Raw genomic sequence first — 16828 nt, 5'->3', positions numbered from 1 at the left:
TCTCTCCTGTTTGGAATCTCGCATAGAGCCTGTTTCGCGGTGGCGATAGGGGAAAGGTTCGGTCACCGCCCTTTCCGAATCGACTCAATCGCCGCTACCGCATTCAGCTTCATGGCCGGCACCGCAACTCCGATGATGCAGCAATATTTCGACCTCAAGGCAGAGGCCGGGGATTGCTTGCTGTTCTACCGGATGGGGGATTTTTTCGAGCTGTTTTTCGACGATGCGAAGACGGCCGCCGGTGTGCTCGATATCGCACTGACCACGCGCGGCGCGAATGATGGCGAGCCAGTACCCATGTGCGGCGTTCCAGTTCACGCAGCCGAAGGCTATCTCGCGCGGCTGATAAAGGCCGGATGCCGCGTCGCGATTGCCGAACAGGTTGAAACGCCTGACGAGGCCAAGGCCCGCGCCAAACGCGAAGGCACGCCAACGTCCAAGGCGTTGGTGAAGCGCGACATCGTGCGCTTCGTCACAGCCGGAACCTTGACCGAGGAAGCGCTACTCGAACCGCGCCGAGCGAACATGCTCGCGGCGATCTGCGACGTGCGCGGCACATGCGGCGTTGCTGCGTGCGATATCTCGACCGGCGCAATGGTGCTGGAGGAATGCGTTCCCGAAAGGCTGGGAGCGGTATTGGCGCGGATCGGAGCCAGCGAGATCATCGCGCCCGAAGGCTGGGAGCCAGCGCCCGACGGTGCCGTTCTGCGCCCTTCGGCAACGTTTGCCAGCAATAATGGTGATGCGTCGTTGAAGAAAATTCACGGTGTCGCGACACTGGACGGGTTCGGCCAATTCAGCCGCGCCATGCTTGCAGCGGCAGGGGGATTGCTCGCCTATCTCGACCATGCCGGACGCGGCAACCTGCCGCTCTTGCTGCCTCCGCAAGCGCGGGCATCGGGCGGCCATATGGCGATGGACGAGGCGACGCGCACCAGCCTTGAAATCCTTGGCTCGCAGCAAGGCGGGCGCATGCATTCGCTGATCGGGTCGGTGGATCGCTGCGTGACCGGAGCGGGTGCGCGGCTGCTGGCCGAAGACCTGTCGGCCCCGCTGGCAGACCGGCCCGCGATCGAAGCGCGGCTGGCGCTCGTGTCCTATCTGCACGCCGACCCACTGCTGCGTGCCGATTTGCGCGGCTTGCTTCGCGCACTCCCCGATATCGGCCGTGCGCTCGGGCGGCTGGTGGCAGGTCGAGGCTCGCCGCGGGACCTTGGCCAGATCCGCGACGGATTGTGCGAAGCGCGTCGGATCCATGATGTGCTCAAGGAAAAATCCGACCGCCCAGCCCTGCTTGACGCACTCCTGCCCGCGCTGACAGGCCATGCCGAGCTGACCGACTTGCTGGGCCACGCGCTCGTACCCTCCCCGCCGACAGAGCGGCAGAACGGTGGCTACATTGCCGATGGATACGACCACGCGCTCGATGAATTGCGCGAAGTTTCCGGCAATGCGCGCCGCGCCATCGCCGCGATGGAGGCGCGTTACCGCGAGGAAACCGGCACGCCTTCGCTGAAAATCAAGCACAACGGCGTGCTCGGCTATTTCATCGAGGTTCCCAGCAAGCACGCCGACAAGCTGATGGATCCCGACAGCGGCTTCACCCATCGCCAGACCATGGCCAATGCGGTGCGCTTCAACTCGCTCACCCTGCACGAGGAAGCCGGCCGGATTGCGGAGGCGGGTGGCCGTGCATTGGCTGCCGAGGAAGCGCATTTCGATGAGCTTGTGGCCCGCGTGGCCAGCCGCCGTGAGGAAATCGCCGCAACCGCTGCCGCGCTTGCCCGGCTCGACGTCGCGGCAGGCCAGGCCGAGCGTGCGACCGAAGGCGAGTGGTGCAGGCCAGTCATTGCCGACGCGCCGCTTCTCGAGATCGAGGCGGGTCGCCATCCGGTGGTCGAGAGTGCTCTGGCGGCTTCGGGCGAGCGGTTCGTCGCCAATGACTGCGCGCTGTCCGAAAGTGACCGCCTGTGGCTGGTCGGCGGCCCGAACATGGGCGGCAAGTCGACCTTCCTGCGCCAGAACGCGCTGATCATCCTGCTGGCGCAGGCGGGCGGTTTCGTGCCTGCCAGGTCGGCGCGGATCGGTCTGGTCGACCAACTGTTCAGCCGCGTCGGCGCATCGGACAACCTCGCGCGCGGCCGCTCCACCTTCATGGTCGAGATGGTCGAAACCGCGGCCATCCTGTCGCAGGCGAGCGAGCGCAGCTTTGTTATCCTCGACGAGGTCGGACGCGGGACATCGACCTATGACGGGCTGGCACTGGCATGGGCGGTCGCAGAAGCGATCCACGAGACCAACAAGTGCCGCTGCCTGTTCGCGACCCATTACCACGAAATAGCGCGGCTGGCAGAGACCTGCGAGGCGCTCAGCCTGCACCATGTCCGTGCGAAGGAATGGAAAGGCGACCTCGTCCTGCTGCACCAACTGGCGGAAGGCGCGGCAGACCGCAGCTATGGCCTCGCGGTTGCCAAGCTCGCTGGCGTGCCTGCCCCTGTGGTGAAGCGCGCCAGATCGGTGCTCGACAAGCTGGAGAAGGGCCGCGCCGAAACCGGAGGTCTGGCCGCAGGGCTTGGCGAATTGCCGCTGTTCGCTGCTGCAGCCGAAGCCGAGGCGGAAGAATGCGACGCCCTTCGCGACCGGCTCGAAACGCTCGATATCGATGCGCTCAGTCCGCGCGAGGCGCTGGAGTTGCTGTACGAATTGCGCCGTCTTGCGGACGAAACCGGTCATTAACTGCACGCCGCTACCTTCTGGTGCATGAGTGGTTACATGTTTCGCAGCAAGGTCGGGGCGCTCGTCTTCCTGGGCTTCATCATGCTTGCGGTTTTCCGGGTGGTCGGGACCGAGGACAATGGCGGTGAACTCGCGACCGCCTCGGATCGGATTACTGCACAGGCCGAAGCCATGCATTCCAACCATCCCGGCAACACCGAAGCGGATGGCTGGACCGCGGAAACACTAGCCGACGATGGATGGGGCGATGAGGTCGTGCAGCCGCAGGGCTAGCCATTGCCAAGCCCGAGGGAACGTCCGCCCTAACCCGATCGTTGTTTTTCCGATGGCACAGGACGACCCCGCAGACGACACAGTCGATAAGTCGACCAAATGGGCGGAAAACCGCACCGACTGGGCGGAAGATCGCACGATCATGGCGCTCGAACGCACATTTGCGGGCTGGATGCGCACCGCCTTTGCCGCCATCGCCATCGGGATAGGTTTCCGGGCGCTGTTCGGCGAATTCCAACCACCGTGGCTAGCAAAGGCGATTGCGACGGGCTTCATCATGCTGGCAATTGTCTTTGCCATCGGCGCGGAAAGGCGCGCCTGCCGCGCCTTCTCACGCCTGTCTTCGCACGCGATCGATTCACCCAAACTGCCCAATATCAAGCTGATCGCCTATTCGATATCGGCCGGCGCCCTCTTGCTGATCGTGGCGCTCTGGGTACTCAATGACGGATCGATCGGGCCGGAGGGCTAGACCCTTCAGGTGCCATCGCCGCGCAGGCCGTCCGGCTTCTTGTCCTTGCCATACTTGTCGACATTGTCATCGTGGTTTGGCTCACCGTCATAGGCATGCATGTCGATGCGACCCGAACTTTCCATGTCGCGCATGTGATCGACGGTATCCTGCGTTGAATCGCCCATGATGCCTGACGAATTGGGACCCTTGGTGCTCTCGGTCGGGCTGCTCGTATCTTCGGTGAGCGCTTGGGCCTGTTCGGCAACTTCCTGTGCCTGGTCGCGGTGGTCGTCCTGCTCGTCATTATGGGTCTCGGGAGCGAGGTCTGCCTGGCGCGCTTCCTGGCTGGTCGGTTTGCTATCGGTCATGTAATTCTCCTTTGCCCAATCAACGGACGGGCAAGGAGGCTTGTTCCTGACTATCGATTGGCGCCGGGAGTCCACAAGACATCGCCTGCACCGCCATCATTCACTGCCCGGCAGAGTACGAATAGGTAATCTGACAGGCGGTTGACCAGTTGCAGGGCTGCGGCATTAGTAGGCTCCTGCGCTGCCAGTGCAGAAACCGCGCGTTCGGCCCGCCGGGCGGAGGTGCGGGCAAGGTGCAGCCGTGCTGCCGCCTCGCTGCCGCCGGGCAGGATGAAGCTGGTGAGCGGTGCCAGATCGGCGTTCACCGCATCGATCCGTTGTTCGAGCCATTCCACCTGTGCCGGCACGATCCGCAGCACCATTTCGGATGGCGCAAAATCCTCGTCCTCGCCAGCGGGCGTTGCAAGGTCGGCGCCCAGGTCGAACAGATCGTTCTGCAGTCGCACCAGGTCATCGCGATAAGTGCCGGAGATCACCTGCACCGCAAAGCCCAGGGCTGCGTTGGCTTCATCGACAGCGCCCACGGCTTCCATGCGCGGCGCGTGTTTGGGCAGGCGCGATCCATCGACGAGGCCGGTAGTCCCGTCGTCGCCCGTGCGGGTATAAATCTTGTTCAGCTTGACCAATTGCCCCTCGCCGTCGCCCGATGCGACGCTAGCTGTTAACGACCAACAGCACGGCAATCACCACGATGGCAAGCGCCTGGTACTTGATCCGCGCGAACATCGCCTGATTCTGCTTCGCCTGCAAAGCCTGCGAATTCTCGCCCCCGTTCTCGAGGTCGATCTTCGTCGTCTGCAGGAAGGCGATGATGCCGCGCACAAGCGAGACCAGCACCATGATGGAGAAAAAGGCGATCAGGATGATGAAAATTGCGTTCATGTGTCACCATGTGGGGAGCGTGAGAGCGTTATGCCACACGGTATTTGGCCCATACGCAGGCTTTGCGCCAGTGCCTTGCCATCCTCGCCTGCTGCGCGCCGGTCTGCCAGCGAAGGCGAACCGCGCCGCTTGGCCAGTTTCTTGCCGTCGCTGTCGAGCAACAGGGCGTGATGATGCCAGCGCGGCACCGGCAGGCCGAGCAGCGCCTGGAGCAGCCGGTGAATGTGGCTGGCGGCGAATAAATCTGCCCCGCGGGTGACCAGCGTGACCCCGTCCGCCGCATCGTCCATCGTCGCGGCAAGGTGGTAGCTGGCAGGTGCATCCTTGCGCACCAGCACCACATCTCCGAATTCCTGCGGGGTGGCCTGTTGCGGGCCTTGGAGTGCGTCCTCCCATGTCAGCGGCCCGGTGCGGGCGAGCGCTTTTTCCATATCCAGTCTCAAGGCGTGAGGGCGCATAGCGTCGTGATTGCCGTGCTTGCAGGTGCCGGGATAGACCATGCCTTCCGGCCCCATGCGCGGTTCGAGCGCCTCGATCTCGGCGCGGGTGCAGGTGCAGCGGTAAAGCAACCCCTCGTCCAGGAGGCGTTGCGCTGCCGCCTCGTAGCTGGCGAGGCGCGTCGATTGCGCGGGCACTTCCTCCCATTCCAGCCCAAGCCATTCCAGATCGCGGCGGAATTCATCGGCCAGTTCAGGGCGTGAGCGTGCACCGTCGATATCCTCGATCCGCAGCAGGAATCGTCCGCCCGATTGCTCCGCCAGATCATGCGCGACAATCGCTGAATAGGCGTGGCCGAGGTGCAATGGGCCGTTGGGGCTGGGGGCGAAACGGGTGACTGTCATAGGGTCGGGCATAGGGCTTTGCGGCTCATGTCAGAACGCGGCGCGTGTGCACATCCCTGTGGATAGCCTGTCTGTAACAGGGTTGACGCTTTCGCGTGCAAATGCACATTCCTAGAAATCAGGGAGAAGCTGGACGTGTTCAAAGCCGAACTGATTGAACGGACTGCGAGATTCAGGAGCGCTGAGGGAGACCCGGAACGCGCACTGGAAAGCTGCCCCGCGCTGGTGCTCAACGCGGATTACACTCCGTTATCCTATTATCCGCTCAGCCTGTGGCCGTGGCAGACCGCGATCAAGGCGGTGTTTCTCGAACGTGTCGATATCGTCGCGACTTATGACCGTGCGGTGCATTCGCAATCGCTCGACATGGCGGTGCCCAGCGTCATCGCGCTGCGCCAATATGTGAAACCGAGCCAGTTTCCCGCCTTCACGCGGTTCAACCTGTTCCTGCGCGACCGGTTCTCCTGCCAATACTGCGGCGTGCAGAAGGACCTGACCTACGACCACGTCATCCCCCGGCGGCAGGGCGGCCGGACCACGTGGGAAAACATCGCGACGGCCTGCGCGCCGTGCAACATGAAAAAAGGCGGACGCACGCCGAAAGAAGCGGGAATGCACCTCCAATACCGCCCGATCCGCCCGACGAGCTGGCAGCTGCAACAGCAAGGCAAATGCTTCCCGCCGAACTATCTCCACGAGACATGGCGGGATTGGCTCTACTGGGATATTGAGCTGGAGGCTTGAGAAGTCACCACGCAGCGATGCGTGACGAGTGAAGGAAGCCCCTTAGCTGATGCAGATGAACGCCCCAATGCGTCTGATAACCGAAGCGGAATTCCCAGATTGCGGCCTGCGGTGTGGTGTTCTCACAATGCCAAAGCACTTCCTTCAAATCGCGTGCGATATCTGCCAGATCGTCTATCGCATCGCCAACGCTCGCTTCCTGCCTCGTTAATTCGCCACCGGGATCGACCGCAGGGTAATATCCCAAGGACGGAAAAGCGCTTCCCGCTGACTTGTAGAGCTCCTTGTAATCAATTTGCGGAGCGTCGGCTGCATCGCCCGGATCGCAATCCTCTGTCTGGAAATAGGCGTCTGTCAATCGATCGAGCGTGCGTGCAAGTGCGACGCAATCTTCGGGTAATTCGGAGCCATCCAGCAATCCGAGATAATGCTCGATAGCTTCGCGCATCGCCGAATAGCCGCTGTCATTCACGTCACCGCCCCGCGCTCGGCATACTCCGGCTTCTGCCATTCACCGCTGTCGAGGATATCGCGCAGTTCCTCCACCAGCCGCGCGCAGTCGGCGAAGCGGACATAGGCGGGGGCGAAGCCAACGCGCAGGACATCGGGCGCGCGGAAGTCTCCGATCACATTGCGGGCGATCAGTGCCTGGCAAAGCTGATACGAATGTTGATGGCGGAAGGAGAGTTGGCTGCCGCGCTGCGCCGGGTCGGCGGGGCTGATGCAGGGCAGTTCGGGCACATGCTCCGCCATCGCCTTGCGGGTGAATTCCGACAGGGCGCGGGACTTTTCGACCAGCGCCTCCATGCCGATGCCTGCCATCAAATCGACGCCCACTTCCAGCGCGCTCATCGCGATGACCGAAGGCGTGCTGCACAGCAGGCGATCGACGCCCGGCGCGGGCTGGTAGTCGTCGACGAAGGCAAAGGGCGCCTTGTGCCCCATCCACCCGCTGAGCGGTTGCTGGAGGCCCGCCTGATGCCGCTCGGCAACATAGGCGAAGGCAGGCGCGCCGGGGCCGCCGTTCAGATATTTATAACCGCACCCGACCGCAAAATCGGCATTTGCCCCGTTCAGATCGACCGGCACCGCGCCCGCCGAGTGCGACAAATCCCACACCACCAGCGCGCCGACATCATGCGCGGCCTTGGTGAGGCGCGCCATATCGAACATTTCGCCTGTCTTGTAATGCACATGGGTTAGCAGCAGCAGCGCGACGTTCTCGTCCAGCGCCGCCTCGATATTGCCGCGCTCGGCCAGCCGCCGCTCTGCAAGACCTTGTGCTTCAAGCCCCTCGATCATGTAGAGGTCGCTGGGAAAATTGCCCGGTTCGCTCAGCACCTGCTTGCGCCCGGGACGCATCGCGAGCGCCGCAGAGATCAGCTTGAACAGATTGATCGAGGTGGTGTCCGCCGCGATCACTTCATGGCCCTGCGCCCCCACCAGCGACGCGATCTTGCCGCCCACTTTTTGCGGCAGGTCGATCCATCCGGCATCGTTCCAGCTGGCGATCAGCTGTGCGCCCCATTCCTCGCGCACCACCTCTTCGACCCGCGCCGGCACCACCTTGGGCAGCGCGCCGAGCGAATTGCCGTCGAGATAGGCAAGGCCTTCATCGAGCAGGAATTCACCGCGCCATTTCGCCAACGGATCGGCGGCGTCCAGCCGCTCTGCCTGTTGCATCAGATCGCTCACAGCTCGGTCCTCACGGCGAGCAATTCGGGGAAGAAGCCAAGCTTTAGGACGCTTTCGAGATAGGGAATACCCGCCGTCCCGCCGGTCCCTTTCTTGAAGCCGATCACGCGTTCGACCGTCTTGAGGTGGCCGAAGCGCCAACGCTGGAAGTGGTATTCCAGATCGACCAGCTTTTCGGCCAGTTCGTAAAGGTCCCAATGCGTCTTTGGGTCGCGATAGACCTGCGCCCACGCCTCGGTAACTTTCGCAATCGGTTCGTGCGGACCGCCGAACTCGGCCTCGACCACGCCATCAGGAATGGCAAATCCGCGCCGCCGCAGCAGCCGCAATACCTCGCCATACAGGCTTGGCCGGGCAAGCTCGGCGCGCAGCTTCGCGGCCACTTCGGGCACCGCTTCGTGCATCGTCACCATGTCGGGATTGCGGCCGCCGAGGATGAATTCCATCAGACGGTATTGCGCCGACTGGAAGCCGCTCGACTTCCCCAGATGCGGGCGCACCAGCGAATAATCATGCGGCGTCATCGTCGCCAGCACATCCCAACTGGAAATCAGCTGCCGCTGCGCCTGCGCCACGCGCGCCAGCATCTTGAACGCGGGGCTGAGGTCATCGGCGATGATCAACTCGCGCGCAGCCTCCAGCTCGTGCAGGCACAGCTTGAGCCACAGCTCGCTCGCCTGGTGGACGATGATGAAGAGAAACTCGTCATGCGCATCGGACGCGGGATGCTGCGCCGACAGGATGCGGTCGAGATCGAGATAGGATGAGTAGGTGACGTCGTTCTTGGCCATGGAGCCAGCTTTAGGCGAGAGCGGTCACGAATGAAACTATGCCGAAGCTATTGCTCGATGATGCGACTTTCCGGGTGGTGCTTGTCGAGATGCTTCCTCACGATACGCAGGTTGCGGGTGTTGGAGCGGAACATGAAGTCGAACAGATCGCCCACGACGGGAACCGCGCCCACGGCGGTGTCGAAGGCGACATTGCCGGCCATGCGCATCAGCTTCCACTTGGGCATGTTCAGATTGCGCGCTTCCCACACGATATAGGCGCCCATGCCCATGGCGATGATATCGCCCACGATCGGGACGAGGCCGATGATCGAATCGAGGCCAACAGGCCGGTTGATGCCGGGAATCACGAATGCCCGTTCAAGCACGGTTTCCATCGCTTCGATGCGGCGACGGATCGAGTGCACATCATTGCCCAGCGGCAGGTCGAATCCCATGGCTTCGGGCCTTACGGGATCGGATTCGATGACAATTGGCTTGTCGATTTCGGCCATATGCGCTGCTCTCCTTGGCGCTTATCTGGGTATCTGGGCCATCGGCGGCAAGGGATGGAACGCATAGGCATTGGGCTCGAAGCCATCCACGCTGCCGCGCAGTAGCGACCAGCGCAGCGGAGAGCCTATTGGAATATAAATGTTTTCCAGCGTCAATTCGGCCTCGGCCTGGGCCATCATCGTGGCGCGTACGGCAGGGTCGGTTTGCGCCAACGCCTGCGCCACCAGCCTGTCGACTTCCTCGCTGCACAATCCGCGCCTCAGAGAGCAATTGAATTGATTGAGGAACCAGTGAGGCGCAGGAAAGCGAGCGACACGGTCTACCACGACCAGATCGGCCTGCGCGAGCGATTGAGCGCGTTCCAGACGGATGTTGATATTCGCAAGCTGGGCCGCGAGATTTTGCTGAAAAAGATCCCAGCCCGGGCCTTCCTGCATGAAGAGCGATACAGCTACCGGCTGCGCAAGGTCCCCCTGATCGAACTGGCGCCGCCACGCACCGATCCGCGCCGCCGCTTCGGACCGGCGGCTATCGATTGCCTCGCCATTCCACCGTTCAGCCACCAAGCCCGGATCGCCGGGCAAATCGGGCGCGACGGGACGCGTTGTGCGTTCCCATCCGCCGACATTATAGGGGGATAGCAGGGCCGCCCGGTCGATTGCCATGGCAATGCCCTCGCGCACACCGGCGTTGCTCAGCATGCCGACGCCGGTGCGCACCTGCAGCCCGAACAGGCCGATGACGGGATCGACGCGCAAGGTGCCGGTCGCAAGTGGCCCGGTATCGACCAGTGGCAGGCTACCCAGGTCGCCTCCCAGTACCAGTTCGACTTCGCCCGCGTTGAACAGCCTTATCGCCTCGTCTGCATTGACCACGGCCAGTTCGACTTGTCGAACGTCCTCCTCCCAATCTTCGCGCTCGGGCAAGCCGCGTTCGGGCGGTGGCTTGAAGTTCAACCAGGCCATACCGCGATCGGATCCGTCTTCGCTCAGGACGCCACGCGTCAAAACCATCGGGCCGGTGCCGCCGCGAGCCGTACGCAGGGCAAGTTCGGGCTGGGCAAGCAATTGCAGCAAATAGGGTTCGGGCGTGAACAGACGGATTTCGATCACCCGTCCCCCCATCGCCCGCACCTCTTCGATCACGGCGAGATCCTGCCCCAGCGAGGTTCCGTCCAACCGCTCGATCGCTTCCATCAACGCCTCGCTCGCGCTTTCAGCGGTCAGCGTGGTGCCGTCGGGCCATGTGGTGCTGCGCAGGCGGAAGATGAAGCTCAGTCCGTCTTCCGTGGGCAACCATGTCTCGGCGAGTGCGGGAATGACATCGCCGTTCTCGTTCAGCGAAACCAGCCCCGAGTCGGTCGCGGCGCGTACATATTGGGCGCCTGCCGACAAGCGAATACCATCCGAAAACACCACGTCTTCGGAGCCGATCAGCGCCACTTCGAGCGTGCCGTCATTGCCGCTGCCGCATCCTCCAAGAAGCGTGAAGCCCAGTATGAGGGCTAGAACACGGGTGTTCAGGGTGCGAGTGGCGCCTAGCATATTGCGGCGATAGGCCGAGGCAGGGCAGGCTTCAACCGCCCGTGCTGGATCTGGTGCTATGATTTGATCAGGAAAAGATTCGCACGCCCGGATGACCTGTTACAGTTTGCGCAACGATCGCTCTCTTTCGCGCCTGTTGATCCGAGGTCCTCGCTTCTCGAAGTCGCCCATCAGGTGGTCGACCGTGCTGTCAATCGGGGCGCGGGCGATTTTCGGATCGATCTCTTCGGCGAAGGCGATTCCGAATCGATTACCCTGCTTCCACGCCACATTTCCATCGACCCAGCCGATATTGCGCAATTCGACCTCGACATGCGCGCCGCGCATGACGCGTACTTCGCCTTCGGCCATCATCCCGCCGGCAGAAAGATTGCGCACCTTCACGCGGACGGGGGTGTCTTGCCCGTCGACACGAACCTGTGCCAACAGGAAGAGACTGTCACGGCCGACCTGGCGGGTATCGACATTGCTCATCGTGCTAAATTCAACCCTCGCTTCTTCACGCATCCTGCCATCACGCAAGGAAATATCCCTTGCCGATGGGACCGTGCAATTGAAGATCCGGCATGCGCGGGCACAGGCTAACCGCGAGTTAATTGCCGCTGCCAATTGTAAAACTGTCCCAATTCGGGTCAGTCGTCGCGCGAAATCTTCTCGCGCCGTTCATGCGCAGCCTGCGCTTCCACCGTCATCGTGGCGATCGGGCGGGCTATCAGCCGGTTGATCCCGATGGGCTCGCCGGATTTGTCGCACCAGCCGTACTCACCTTCATCGATCCGCCGCAGCGCGGCATCGATCTTCGCGATCAGCTTGCGCTGGCGATCGCGGGTGCGCAATTCGATACCCCAATCGGTTTCGCTCGAAGCCCTGTCGTTGAGGTCGGGTTCGCGGATCGGGCCGTCCTGCAGGCTTTGCAGCGTGCCTTCGGAGGCGAGGACGACAGACTTCTTCCACTCCAGCAGCAGCACACGAAAATAGTTGAGCTGCTTGGCTGACATGTATTCTTCATCATCCGTCGGCGCATAGTCACGCGGCAGGGCCCGCTTCGCCTTCGTAAGGATGTCGATATCGTCAAAGGTGGCAGTGGCCATCTGGTTCTCCGGTATCCCATCCGATTAGCCTTCCCTGCTGCAACGGTGCCCGCCCGGTTTCCGGGTCTGTCGACGCGCGCTGCAAAGGCTGCTCGGTTTGGCGCGCCTATAAGGGCCGCGCGTTTTGCATACAAGCGGCAATCTGGGAGAAGCCTGTCCTTGCGACAAATTCGACCATTCCCTCGCGCTTTGAAGCGCTTCTTCACCCAGTGCGTGTTAACAAATCATGTGCCGCGTTAACCAATTATTGACCACGTTGGACAAACATCGGGATCAGAAGGCCCGGCAATCGATGACCTGGCCACAAACAGGGGACTAACGATCATGGAACTTGCCAAGATCGAAACTTTTGCCAAGGTCGAAGCAGCCGATACCAGCGGTGCCGACATGATGGTCGCGAGCTGCCTGGCCGCAGCCGCCGAGGGGGACATCAACGCCTATTACGATCTCGGCGTAGCATTCTCGACCGGAAGCCACGGTGTGGACTGCGATCTCATCGAAGCGCACAAATGGTTCAACCTCGCCGCTTCCAAGGGTCACGAAGCTGCCAGCTGGTGCCGCGCCGACATTTCCGACGAGATGACCGCCCGCGATATCTGCGAAGCCCAGCGCCGCGCCCGCGAATGGCTGCGCGCAGGAATGGACCGCGCCGCCTGATCAATCCTTGCGGAACGGCATACGCCTCGAAAGGTATTGCCGATCCAGGGCCACGCCGCGGCGCTCGGCTTCAAGGAATTCGCCAACCGCAGAGCGGAAGCCGGGATCGGCGATATAGTGCATCGATGTGGTCGCCACAGGCTCGTAGCCACGTGCCATCTTGTGACCACCCTGCGCACCGGCCTCTACCCGTTTCAGACCCCGCTCGATCGCGGCGTCGATTGCGCGGTAATAGCATAGCTCGAAATGCAGGAAGGGCTTGTCGGCGAGGCAACCCCAATAGCGCCCGTAAAGCGCATCCTCGCCAATCAGATTGAGCGCGCCGGCGATCGGTGCATCGTCTTTATATGCCAGCAGCAACAGGATGCGATCCCCCATCCTCTCGCCCAGCAGATCGAATGCCGTCCGCGTCAGATAGGGAGTGCCCCATTTGCGCGCGCCAGTGTCCTGATAAAACAGCCAGAAGGCATCCCAATGCTCGGGCCGGATATCCGCCCCGCCTAGCGCCTCGACCCTGATCCCCTCGTTCGCGGCGCGACGTTCCTTGCGCAATTCCTTGCGTTTGCGCGATGTGAGCGTGGAGAGGAAATCGTCGAAACTGGCATAACCCCGATTGCTCCAGTGGAACTGGATATCCTCGCGCTCCAGCCACCCCGCTTGTGCGAACAACGGCACCTGTTCTGGCTCGACAAAGGTTGCATGGGCGCTCGACCAGCCGTTGTTGGCGACCAATTGCTCGGCAGCGCGCAACAGGGGCAAGGCATGCGCCGGGTCCCCGACCAGCAAGCGCGGGCCCGTCGCGGGTGTGAAGGGCGCGCTGATCTGCAGCTTGGGATAATAGGAACCGCCCGCGCGCATGAAGGCGTCGGCCCAGGCATGATCGAATACATATTCGCCTTGGCTGTGATGTTTGAGATAGCTGGGCATGGCACCAAGCAAACGGCCCGCGTCATCTTCCAGCACTAGCGGCGCGCTTTGCCAGCCGGTGCCCGGCCCAACGCTGCCCGAATCCTCCATGGTCGCCAAAAAATCATGTGACACGAAGGGGTTGGCAGTGCCCGCCAGCCGATCCCAATCCGCTTGCGCGATGTCACTCACGGACGGATATATACGTGCAGTCAGCGCGGCGTCGGCCATTCGCCTAATCTAGGAAGCCCGTTCCCATGCCGCCACCCCTGCACCTTCCAGAATCGGTACTGCGGCACAATCGAGGGCCATATCGACCTGCGCGGCATTGCGCACCGTCCAGGTCAGGAGGGGGAATCCCGCCTGCGATTGGCGCGTGGCGAAGCGGCTGGGCAGGTCGCGGATGTCGTAGGCGAGGAATTGGGGGCGGGCCTGCCACAGCGACAAATGCCGCTTGACCGCGCCTGAAAGCGTGCGCCCATCTTCCTCGGTGACCACCAGGCCGCGGGGCAAGTCCGGCATACGGCTGCTGAACCATCGGGCGATGCGCGGATCGAAGCTCATCACCGCGACTTCCCCGCCATAGCCTTCGACATCGCGGCGCACAGCGCGGCACAGCTTTTGCACGCTTTCTCGCCGATCGGTCTTGAGTTCAAGGAGGAGCGGCACCCGGCCCGCCACAAGATCCAGCATATCGCGCAAGGTCGGGATTTTCTCGGCGCTCTTGCCGAGTTCGCGCGCAGTCAGCTCACCGACGGTCATCCCGGCCAGGACACCCGCCTGGCCGGTCAGCCGTTCCAGCTCGGCGTCATGGAAGACGATCGCCCGCCCATCCATGCTGACCCGCAGGTCGCACTCGATACCCAGCCCACGTTCGATCGCACCGGTAAAGGCGGCAAGCGAGTTTTCCGGAATCTCGCCATCATGCAGGCCGCGATGGGCATAGGCCTGCCGCGTCAGCCATGCGGGCGCTTCAGCCATCGGCAAGGGCAATTACCGCATCGACTTCCACCGCAGCTCCCAGCGGCAATGCTGGTACGCCGACCGCAGCGCGAGCATGGCGCCCGGCTTCGCCGAACACATCGAACATCAGGTCGGACGCGCCATTGGCGACCTTGGGCTGGTCGGTGTAATCGCCGGTCGAATTGACGAATGCGCCAAGCTTGACGATCCGCTCCACGCGGTCGAGTTCTATTCCCGCGTTCTTGAGCTGCGCAAGGATCATCAGCCCGCATGCCCGTGCGGCTGCTTGCCCGTCCTCAAGCGAAACATCTTCGCCTAACCGTCCGGTGACCAATTCTCCGTCAACGAAAGGAAGCTGTCCCGATACATGCGCGATATTGCCCGCGACTACCACGGGCACATAGGATGCTACGGGCGCTGCAGCCTGCGGCAAGGTAATTCCCAATTCGGTCAAGCGCGCTTCGATACTCATCTCAATCTCCTGAATGCAATGCTTCGCGCACCCATGGCAGAGCCTTGTCCCAACTGTCTATCCGGGCGTGGGCATCGCCGACGCTGTGGGCACAGGGGACATGCGGCGCGATCGCGGGCTCGCCGCACAGATGCAGCCGCCGGACGTGCGGAATCTCGGCTTTGGCAGAGGCGTGATGCTGCGCGATATCGTCGATGAAGACCGCCCGCCGCGCCCCATGCTCTTCGACGATGCGCTTCAACGCAGCGCCCTTGGGGCCTTGATTGGTAAATACCCGCGCCTCCATGCCGAGCTTTCGCAATTGCTGCGTGCGGGCCGCGTTGCGTTCATCGGTAAGATTGGTGAGCACGACGACATCGGCATCGCGTTGCAATTCGGCAATGGCCTCCAGCGCTCCCGCGATAGGCAGCTGCTTGTCCATCTGCGTGTCGAAAAATCCACCGAGCAATCGCCACATCTCACGCTCGTCAATCGGGTCGCCCTCTCCGCGGCGCGTCATCGACTGCGCGAAAGGATTACCCTCGAGCGAAAAGTCGATGTCATGTTCGCTGTCGAGCCAGTCGCGGAAATGGCGCACCATGTGCAGCAGCACTTCGTCGCAATCGGTGACCAGTAACGGGCGGCTCATCTTGACAGCTCCTGTTGCGCTGCGATCAGGACCTGCGGCTCCACATCCAGCGCTTCGGCCGCGCCGACCAGATCAGGTTCGTGCGCGGCGAGAAAATCGAAAATCGCGCGGTGCGTCGATGCGTCACCCACGCCTGCGCGCAATCCGTCCGGCGTCAGGCCTGTCAGATCGAGGAACCGTTCGGCGCGCGCCTGATCGGCGAGGATCCAGCCAAGGGCGGCGAGCGCCATTTCGGAAGCGTGTTTATACATTTGTTTACGATCAGAGTGAATTGTAACATGCCCCGTTTCAGGGTAAGGGCGAGGTGAAGGCTTACGATCAAGGCAGGTCAGACGAAGCCATCGGGGGCGCAATGACGAAGAGAATCCTTGTTGTCGAGGACAACGATCTGAACCGCAAACTTTTCTGCGACGTATTGCAGGCAGGCGGGTTTTCGGTCGAGCCGGTGGCCGATGGCAATCTTGCGCTGGAACGTGCCCGCATCTTCGCTCCCAATCTCGTGGTAATGGATATACAGCTACAGGACGTGTCCGGTCTTGATTTGATCGCCATGCTCAAGAGCGACAACGATCTTTTCGCCGTACCCGTGCTGGCAGTGACCGCCTATGCCGGCAAGGGCGATGAGGAGCGCATTCGCGAGTCTGGCGCGGAAGGCTATCTTTCCAAGCCGGTAAGCATCGGTCCGTTCATGGCCGCTGTGAAAGGGCTGGTTGAAAAGGCCGCCTAAAGCGCCTTGCCGAACTCGATGCCGAAGCTGGCAAGAGTGACCACCAGCCCCACGATAAAGACCCGGTAGGCATAGCCGAGAAAGCGGTATTTGCGCCGCTGCAGCACGATTCCATTCTGGTAGATATCGTGCAGCATTGCGCGAAATACGGTCTCATCCGCCTCCAGGGCGGCCAGCATCTGTTGCTGCCACGCGTCTTCGTCCATCGCAGAGAAATGCCCAAAGAAGAGCGGATTGGCCTTCGACGGCGCTTGCGGCTGGCGGACTGACGGGAGCACGGCCAGTACCGCGAGCAACGAGCTGAGGAAGGCGAAAAGTGCCAGGATCGCCAGCGACCATGGCAGTTCGCCGACCAGCGACCGGCTGACCGCGATAGAGAACACCAGGAACGTCGCCCCCATAAGTATGGACGCTTTCTGATCGGCCATCTGCGAGAGCTGGAGCGTATTGTTCTGCACGGTGCGCAGCATGTGCACTGAATTCTGGCTGTAGGTTACAGGGCCGTGTGTGGCCTTGCCCGATGGCGTATCGTCTGACACCAGTGTCGTGTCGTCCATTGC

Annotated in this window: 23 protein-coding genes; 6 read left to right on the top strand and 17 right to left on the bottom strand. The window is 62.2% G+C overall.

Annotated features, from left to right (window positions below):
- Positions 1-111 precede the first annotated feature (111 nt).
- Genes mutS through AAC850_RS09950 form a run of 3 tightly spaced genes read left to right on the top strand, consistent with a single transcriptional unit; the run spans position 112 to position 3481 of the window.
- A complete protein-coding gene (gene mutS, locus AAC850_RS09960) occupies positions 112-2736 on the top strand; it encodes a DNA mismatch repair protein MutS (RefSeq protein WP_340588599.1) in 2625 nt (874 codons plus the stop codon).
- A 36-nt stretch (positions 2737-2772) separates the two neighbouring features.
- Positions 2773-3009 carry a hypothetical protein gene (locus AAC850_RS09955; RefSeq protein ID WP_340588598.1) on the top strand — a complete coding sequence of 79 codons (237 nt, stop codon included), beginning with the start codon at positions 2773-2775 and terminating at the stop codon, positions 3007-3009.
- A gap of 52 nt (positions 3010-3061) precedes the next feature.
- Positions 3062-3481: a YidH family protein gene (locus AAC850_RS09950; protein WP_340588597.1), complete on the top strand. Its 420-nt coding sequence runs from the start codon at positions 3062-3064 to the stop codon at positions 3479-3481.
- 5 nt (positions 3482-3486) lie between these two features.
- Here AAC850_RS09950 and AAC850_RS09945 read toward each other — a convergent pair whose 3' ends face one another.
- Genes AAC850_RS09945 through gluQRS form a run of 4 tightly spaced genes read right to left on the bottom strand, consistent with a single transcriptional unit; the run spans position 3487 to position 5555 of the window.
- Positions 3487-3831 (bottom strand): hypothetical protein, encoded by a 345-nt coding sequence (locus AAC850_RS09945; protein ID WP_340588596.1) that lies wholly within the window; start codon positions 3829-3831, stop codon positions 3487-3489.
- A gap of 50 nt (positions 3832-3881) precedes the next feature.
- The gene (locus AAC850_RS09940) at positions 3882-4457 is read right to left on the bottom strand and encodes a cob(I)yrinic acid a,c-diamide adenosyltransferase (RefSeq protein ID WP_340588594.1); all 576 of its coding nucleotides are present in this window, start codon (positions 4455-4457) and stop codon (positions 3882-3884) included.
- A gap of 28 nt (positions 4458-4485) precedes the next feature.
- Positions 4486-4713 (bottom strand): hypothetical protein, encoded by a 228-nt coding sequence (locus AAC850_RS09935; RefSeq protein WP_340588593.1) that lies wholly within the window; start codon positions 4711-4713, stop codon positions 4486-4488.
- Positions 4710-5555: a tRNA glutamyl-Q(34) synthetase GluQRS gene (gene gluQRS / locus AAC850_RS09930; protein ID WP_340588592.1), complete on the bottom strand. Its 846-nt coding sequence runs from the start codon at positions 5553-5555 to the stop codon at positions 4710-4712. The genes AAC850_RS09935 and gluQRS overlap by 4 nt, the downstream gene beginning before the upstream one ends.
- Positions 5556-5690: 135 nt before the next feature.
- Here gluQRS and AAC850_RS09925 point away from each other — a divergent pair, with 135 nt between their 5' ends.
- Entirely contained in the window at positions 5691-6299 is a 609-nt protein-coding gene (locus tag AAC850_RS09925; protein WP_340588591.1) for an HNH endonuclease, read from the top strand.
- Between the two features lie 4 nt (positions 6300-6303).
- On the opposite strand, the gene AAC850_RS09920 is transcribed toward AAC850_RS09925, so the two are convergent.
- The 7 genes from AAC850_RS09920 to dksA form a co-directional block, all read right to left on the bottom strand.
- A complete protein-coding gene (locus tag AAC850_RS09920) occupies positions 6304-6810 on the bottom strand; it encodes a DUF5063 domain-containing protein (protein ID WP_340588590.1) in 507 nt (168 codons plus the stop codon).
- On the bottom strand, positions 6768-7985 hold the full coding sequence (gene kynU, locus AAC850_RS09915) for a kynureninase (RefSeq protein ID WP_340588950.1): 1218 nt from the start codon (positions 7983-7985) through the stop codon (positions 6768-6770). Before kynU ends, AAC850_RS09920 begins: the two co-directional genes overlap by 43 nt.
- Before the next feature lie 5 nt (positions 7986-7990).
- The gene (locus tag AAC850_RS09910; protein WP_340588589.1) at positions 7991-8785 is read right to left on the bottom strand and encodes a tryptophan 2,3-dioxygenase; all 795 of its coding nucleotides are present in this window, start codon (positions 8783-8785) and stop codon (positions 7991-7993) included.
- Between the two features lie 47 nt (positions 8786-8832).
- Positions 8833-9222, bottom strand: coding sequence for a DUF4112 domain-containing protein (locus AAC850_RS09905; RefSeq protein ID WP_340588949.1), 390 nt, complete (start codon positions 9220-9222; stop codon positions 8833-8835).
- 78 nt (positions 9223-9300) lie between these two features.
- Complete coding sequence (locus AAC850_RS09900; RefSeq protein ID WP_340588588.1) at positions 9301-10824, bottom strand: ABC transporter substrate-binding protein; 1524 nt, start codon at positions 10822-10824, stop codon at positions 9301-9303.
- 99 nt (positions 10825-10923) lie between these two features.
- Complete coding sequence (locus AAC850_RS09895) at positions 10924-11298, bottom strand: PilZ domain-containing protein (protein WP_340588587.1); 375 nt, start codon at positions 11296-11298, stop codon at positions 10924-10926.
- Between the two features lie 158 nt (positions 11299-11456).
- A complete protein-coding gene (dksA, locus tag AAC850_RS09890; RefSeq protein ID WP_340588586.1) occupies positions 11457-11915 on the bottom strand; it encodes an RNA polymerase-binding protein DksA in 459 nt (152 codons plus the stop codon).
- 324 nt (positions 11916-12239) lie between these two features.
- On the opposite strand from dksA, the gene AAC850_RS09885 reads away from it, so the two are divergent.
- Positions 12240-12572: an SEL1-like repeat protein gene (locus AAC850_RS09885; protein WP_340588585.1), complete on the top strand. Its 333-nt coding sequence runs from the start codon at positions 12240-12242 to the stop codon at positions 12570-12572.
- On the opposite strand, the gene AAC850_RS09880 is transcribed toward AAC850_RS09885, so the two are convergent.
- From AAC850_RS09880 to AAC850_RS09860, 5 genes are read right to left on the bottom strand one after another with little or no spacing between them, the layout of a single operon-like run.
- Positions 12573-13709 carry a GNAT family N-acetyltransferase gene (locus AAC850_RS09880; RefSeq protein WP_340588584.1) on the bottom strand — a complete coding sequence of 379 codons (1137 nt, stop codon included), beginning with the start codon at positions 13707-13709 and terminating at the stop codon, positions 12573-12575.
- Between the two features lie 9 nt (positions 13710-13718).
- The gene (locus AAC850_RS09875) at positions 13719-14459 is read right to left on the bottom strand and encodes a glycerophosphodiester phosphodiesterase family protein (protein WP_340588583.1); all 741 of its coding nucleotides are present in this window, start codon (positions 14457-14459) and stop codon (positions 13719-13721) included.
- Positions 14452-14913, bottom strand: a complete 462-nt coding sequence (locus tag AAC850_RS09870; RefSeq protein WP_340588582.1) for a RidA family protein — start codon at positions 14911-14913, stop codon at positions 14452-14454. Before AAC850_RS09870 ends, AAC850_RS09875 begins: the two co-directional genes overlap by 8 nt.
- A gap of 1 nt (position 14914) precedes the next feature.
- Positions 14915-15541: an HAD family hydrolase gene (locus AAC850_RS09865; RefSeq protein ID WP_340588581.1), complete on the bottom strand. Its 627-nt coding sequence runs from the start codon at positions 15539-15541 to the stop codon at positions 14915-14917.
- Complete coding sequence (locus AAC850_RS09860; protein WP_340588580.1) at positions 15538-15792, bottom strand: DUF3572 family protein; 255 nt, start codon at positions 15790-15792, stop codon at positions 15538-15540. The genes AAC850_RS09865 and AAC850_RS09860 overlap by 4 nt, the downstream gene beginning before the upstream one ends.
- A 101-nt stretch (positions 15793-15893) precedes the next feature.
- Here AAC850_RS09860 and AAC850_RS09855 point away from each other — a divergent pair, with 101 nt between their 5' ends.
- Positions 15894-16268: a response regulator gene (locus AAC850_RS09855; RefSeq protein WP_340588579.1), complete on the top strand. Its 375-nt coding sequence runs from the start codon at positions 15894-15896 to the stop codon at positions 16266-16268.
- Here the strand turns inward: AAC850_RS09855 and AAC850_RS09850 are convergent.
- Positions 16265-16825 (bottom strand): Pycsar system effector family protein, encoded by a 561-nt coding sequence (locus AAC850_RS09850; RefSeq protein ID WP_340588578.1) that lies wholly within the window; start codon positions 16823-16825, stop codon positions 16265-16267. The two genes, AAC850_RS09855 and AAC850_RS09850, sit on opposite strands and share 4 nt — an antisense overlap.
- Between the last annotated feature and the right edge of the window lie 3 nt (positions 16826-16828).

The sequence above is a fragment of the Erythrobacter alti genome (assembly GCF_037996805.1).
Taxonomy (GTDB): Bacteria; Pseudomonadota; Alphaproteobacteria; order Sphingomonadales; family Sphingomonadaceae; genus Alteraurantiacibacter; species Alteraurantiacibacter alti.
This window is presented reverse-complemented; position numbering and strand designations above follow the sequence as displayed.

Excerpts from the sequence above, each read along its gene's own strand:
- AAC850_RS09855 (WP_340588579.1), top strand. The coding sequence starts at position 15,894 with ATGACGAAGAGAATCCTTGTTGTCGAGGACAACGATCTGAACCGCAAA.
- AAC850_RS09865 (WP_340588581.1), bottom strand. The coding sequence starts at position 15,541 with ATGAGCCGCCCGTTACTGGTCACCGATTGCGACGAAGTGCTGCTGCAC.
- dksA (WP_340588586.1), bottom strand. The coding sequence starts at position 11,915 with ATGGCCACTGCCACCTTTGACGATATCGACATCCTTACGAAGGCGAAG.
- AAC850_RS09870 (WP_340588582.1), bottom strand. The coding sequence starts at position 14,913 with ATGAGTATCGAAGCGCGCTTGACCGAATTGGGAATTACCTTGCCGCAG.
- AAC850_RS09910 (WP_340588589.1), bottom strand. The coding sequence starts at position 8,785 with ATGGCCAAGAACGACGTCACCTACTCATCCTATCTCGATCTCGACCGC.
- AAC850_RS09920 (WP_340588590.1), bottom strand. The coding sequence starts at position 6,810 with ATGGCAGAAGCCGGAGTATGCCGAGCGCGGGGCGGTGACGTGAATGAC.
- gluQRS (WP_340588592.1), bottom strand. The coding sequence starts at position 5,555 with ATGACAGTCACCCGTTTCGCCCCCAGCCCCAACGGCCCATTGCACCTC.
- AAC850_RS09850 (WP_340588578.1), bottom strand. The coding sequence starts at position 16,825 with ATGGACGACACGACACTGGTGTCAGACGATACGCCATCGGGCAAGGCC.
- AAC850_RS09885 (WP_340588585.1), top strand. The coding sequence starts at position 12,240 with ATGGAACTTGCCAAGATCGAAACTTTTGCCAAGGTCGAAGCAGCCGAT.
- AAC850_RS09935 (WP_340588593.1), bottom strand. The coding sequence starts at position 4,713 with ATGAACGCAATTTTCATCATCCTGATCGCCTTTTTCTCCATCATGGTG.
- mutS (WP_340588599.1), top strand. The coding sequence starts at position 112 with ATGGCCGGCACCGCAACTCCGATGATGCAGCAATATTTCGACCTCAAG.
- AAC850_RS09860 (WP_340588580.1), bottom strand. The coding sequence starts at position 15,792 with ATGTATAAACACGCTTCCGAAATGGCGCTCGCCGCCCTTGGCTGGATC.
- AAC850_RS09955 (WP_340588598.1), top strand. The coding sequence starts at position 2,773 with ATGTTTCGCAGCAAGGTCGGGGCGCTCGTCTTCCTGGGCTTCATCATG.
- AAC850_RS09945 (WP_340588596.1), bottom strand. The coding sequence starts at position 3,831 with ATGACCGATAGCAAACCGACCAGCCAGGAAGCGCGCCAGGCAGACCTC.
- AAC850_RS09900 (WP_340588588.1), bottom strand. The coding sequence starts at position 10,824 with ATGCTAGGCGCCACTCGCACCCTGAACACCCGTGTTCTAGCCCTCATA.
- AAC850_RS09905 (WP_340588949.1), bottom strand. The coding sequence starts at position 9,222 with ATGGGATTCGACCTGCCGCTGGGCAATGATGTGCACTCGATCCGTCGC.
- AAC850_RS09875 (WP_340588583.1), bottom strand. The coding sequence starts at position 14,459 with ATGGCTGAAGCGCCCGCATGGCTGACGCGGCAGGCCTATGCCCATCGC.
- AAC850_RS09950 (WP_340588597.1), top strand. The coding sequence starts at position 3,062 with ATGGCACAGGACGACCCCGCAGACGACACAGTCGATAAGTCGACCAAA.
- AAC850_RS09880 (WP_340588584.1), bottom strand. The coding sequence starts at position 13,709 with ATGGCCGACGCCGCGCTGACTGCACGTATATATCCGTCCGTGAGTGAC.
- AAC850_RS09895 (WP_340588587.1), bottom strand. The coding sequence starts at position 11,298 with ATGAGCAATGTCGATACCCGCCAGGTCGGCCGTGACAGTCTCTTCCTG.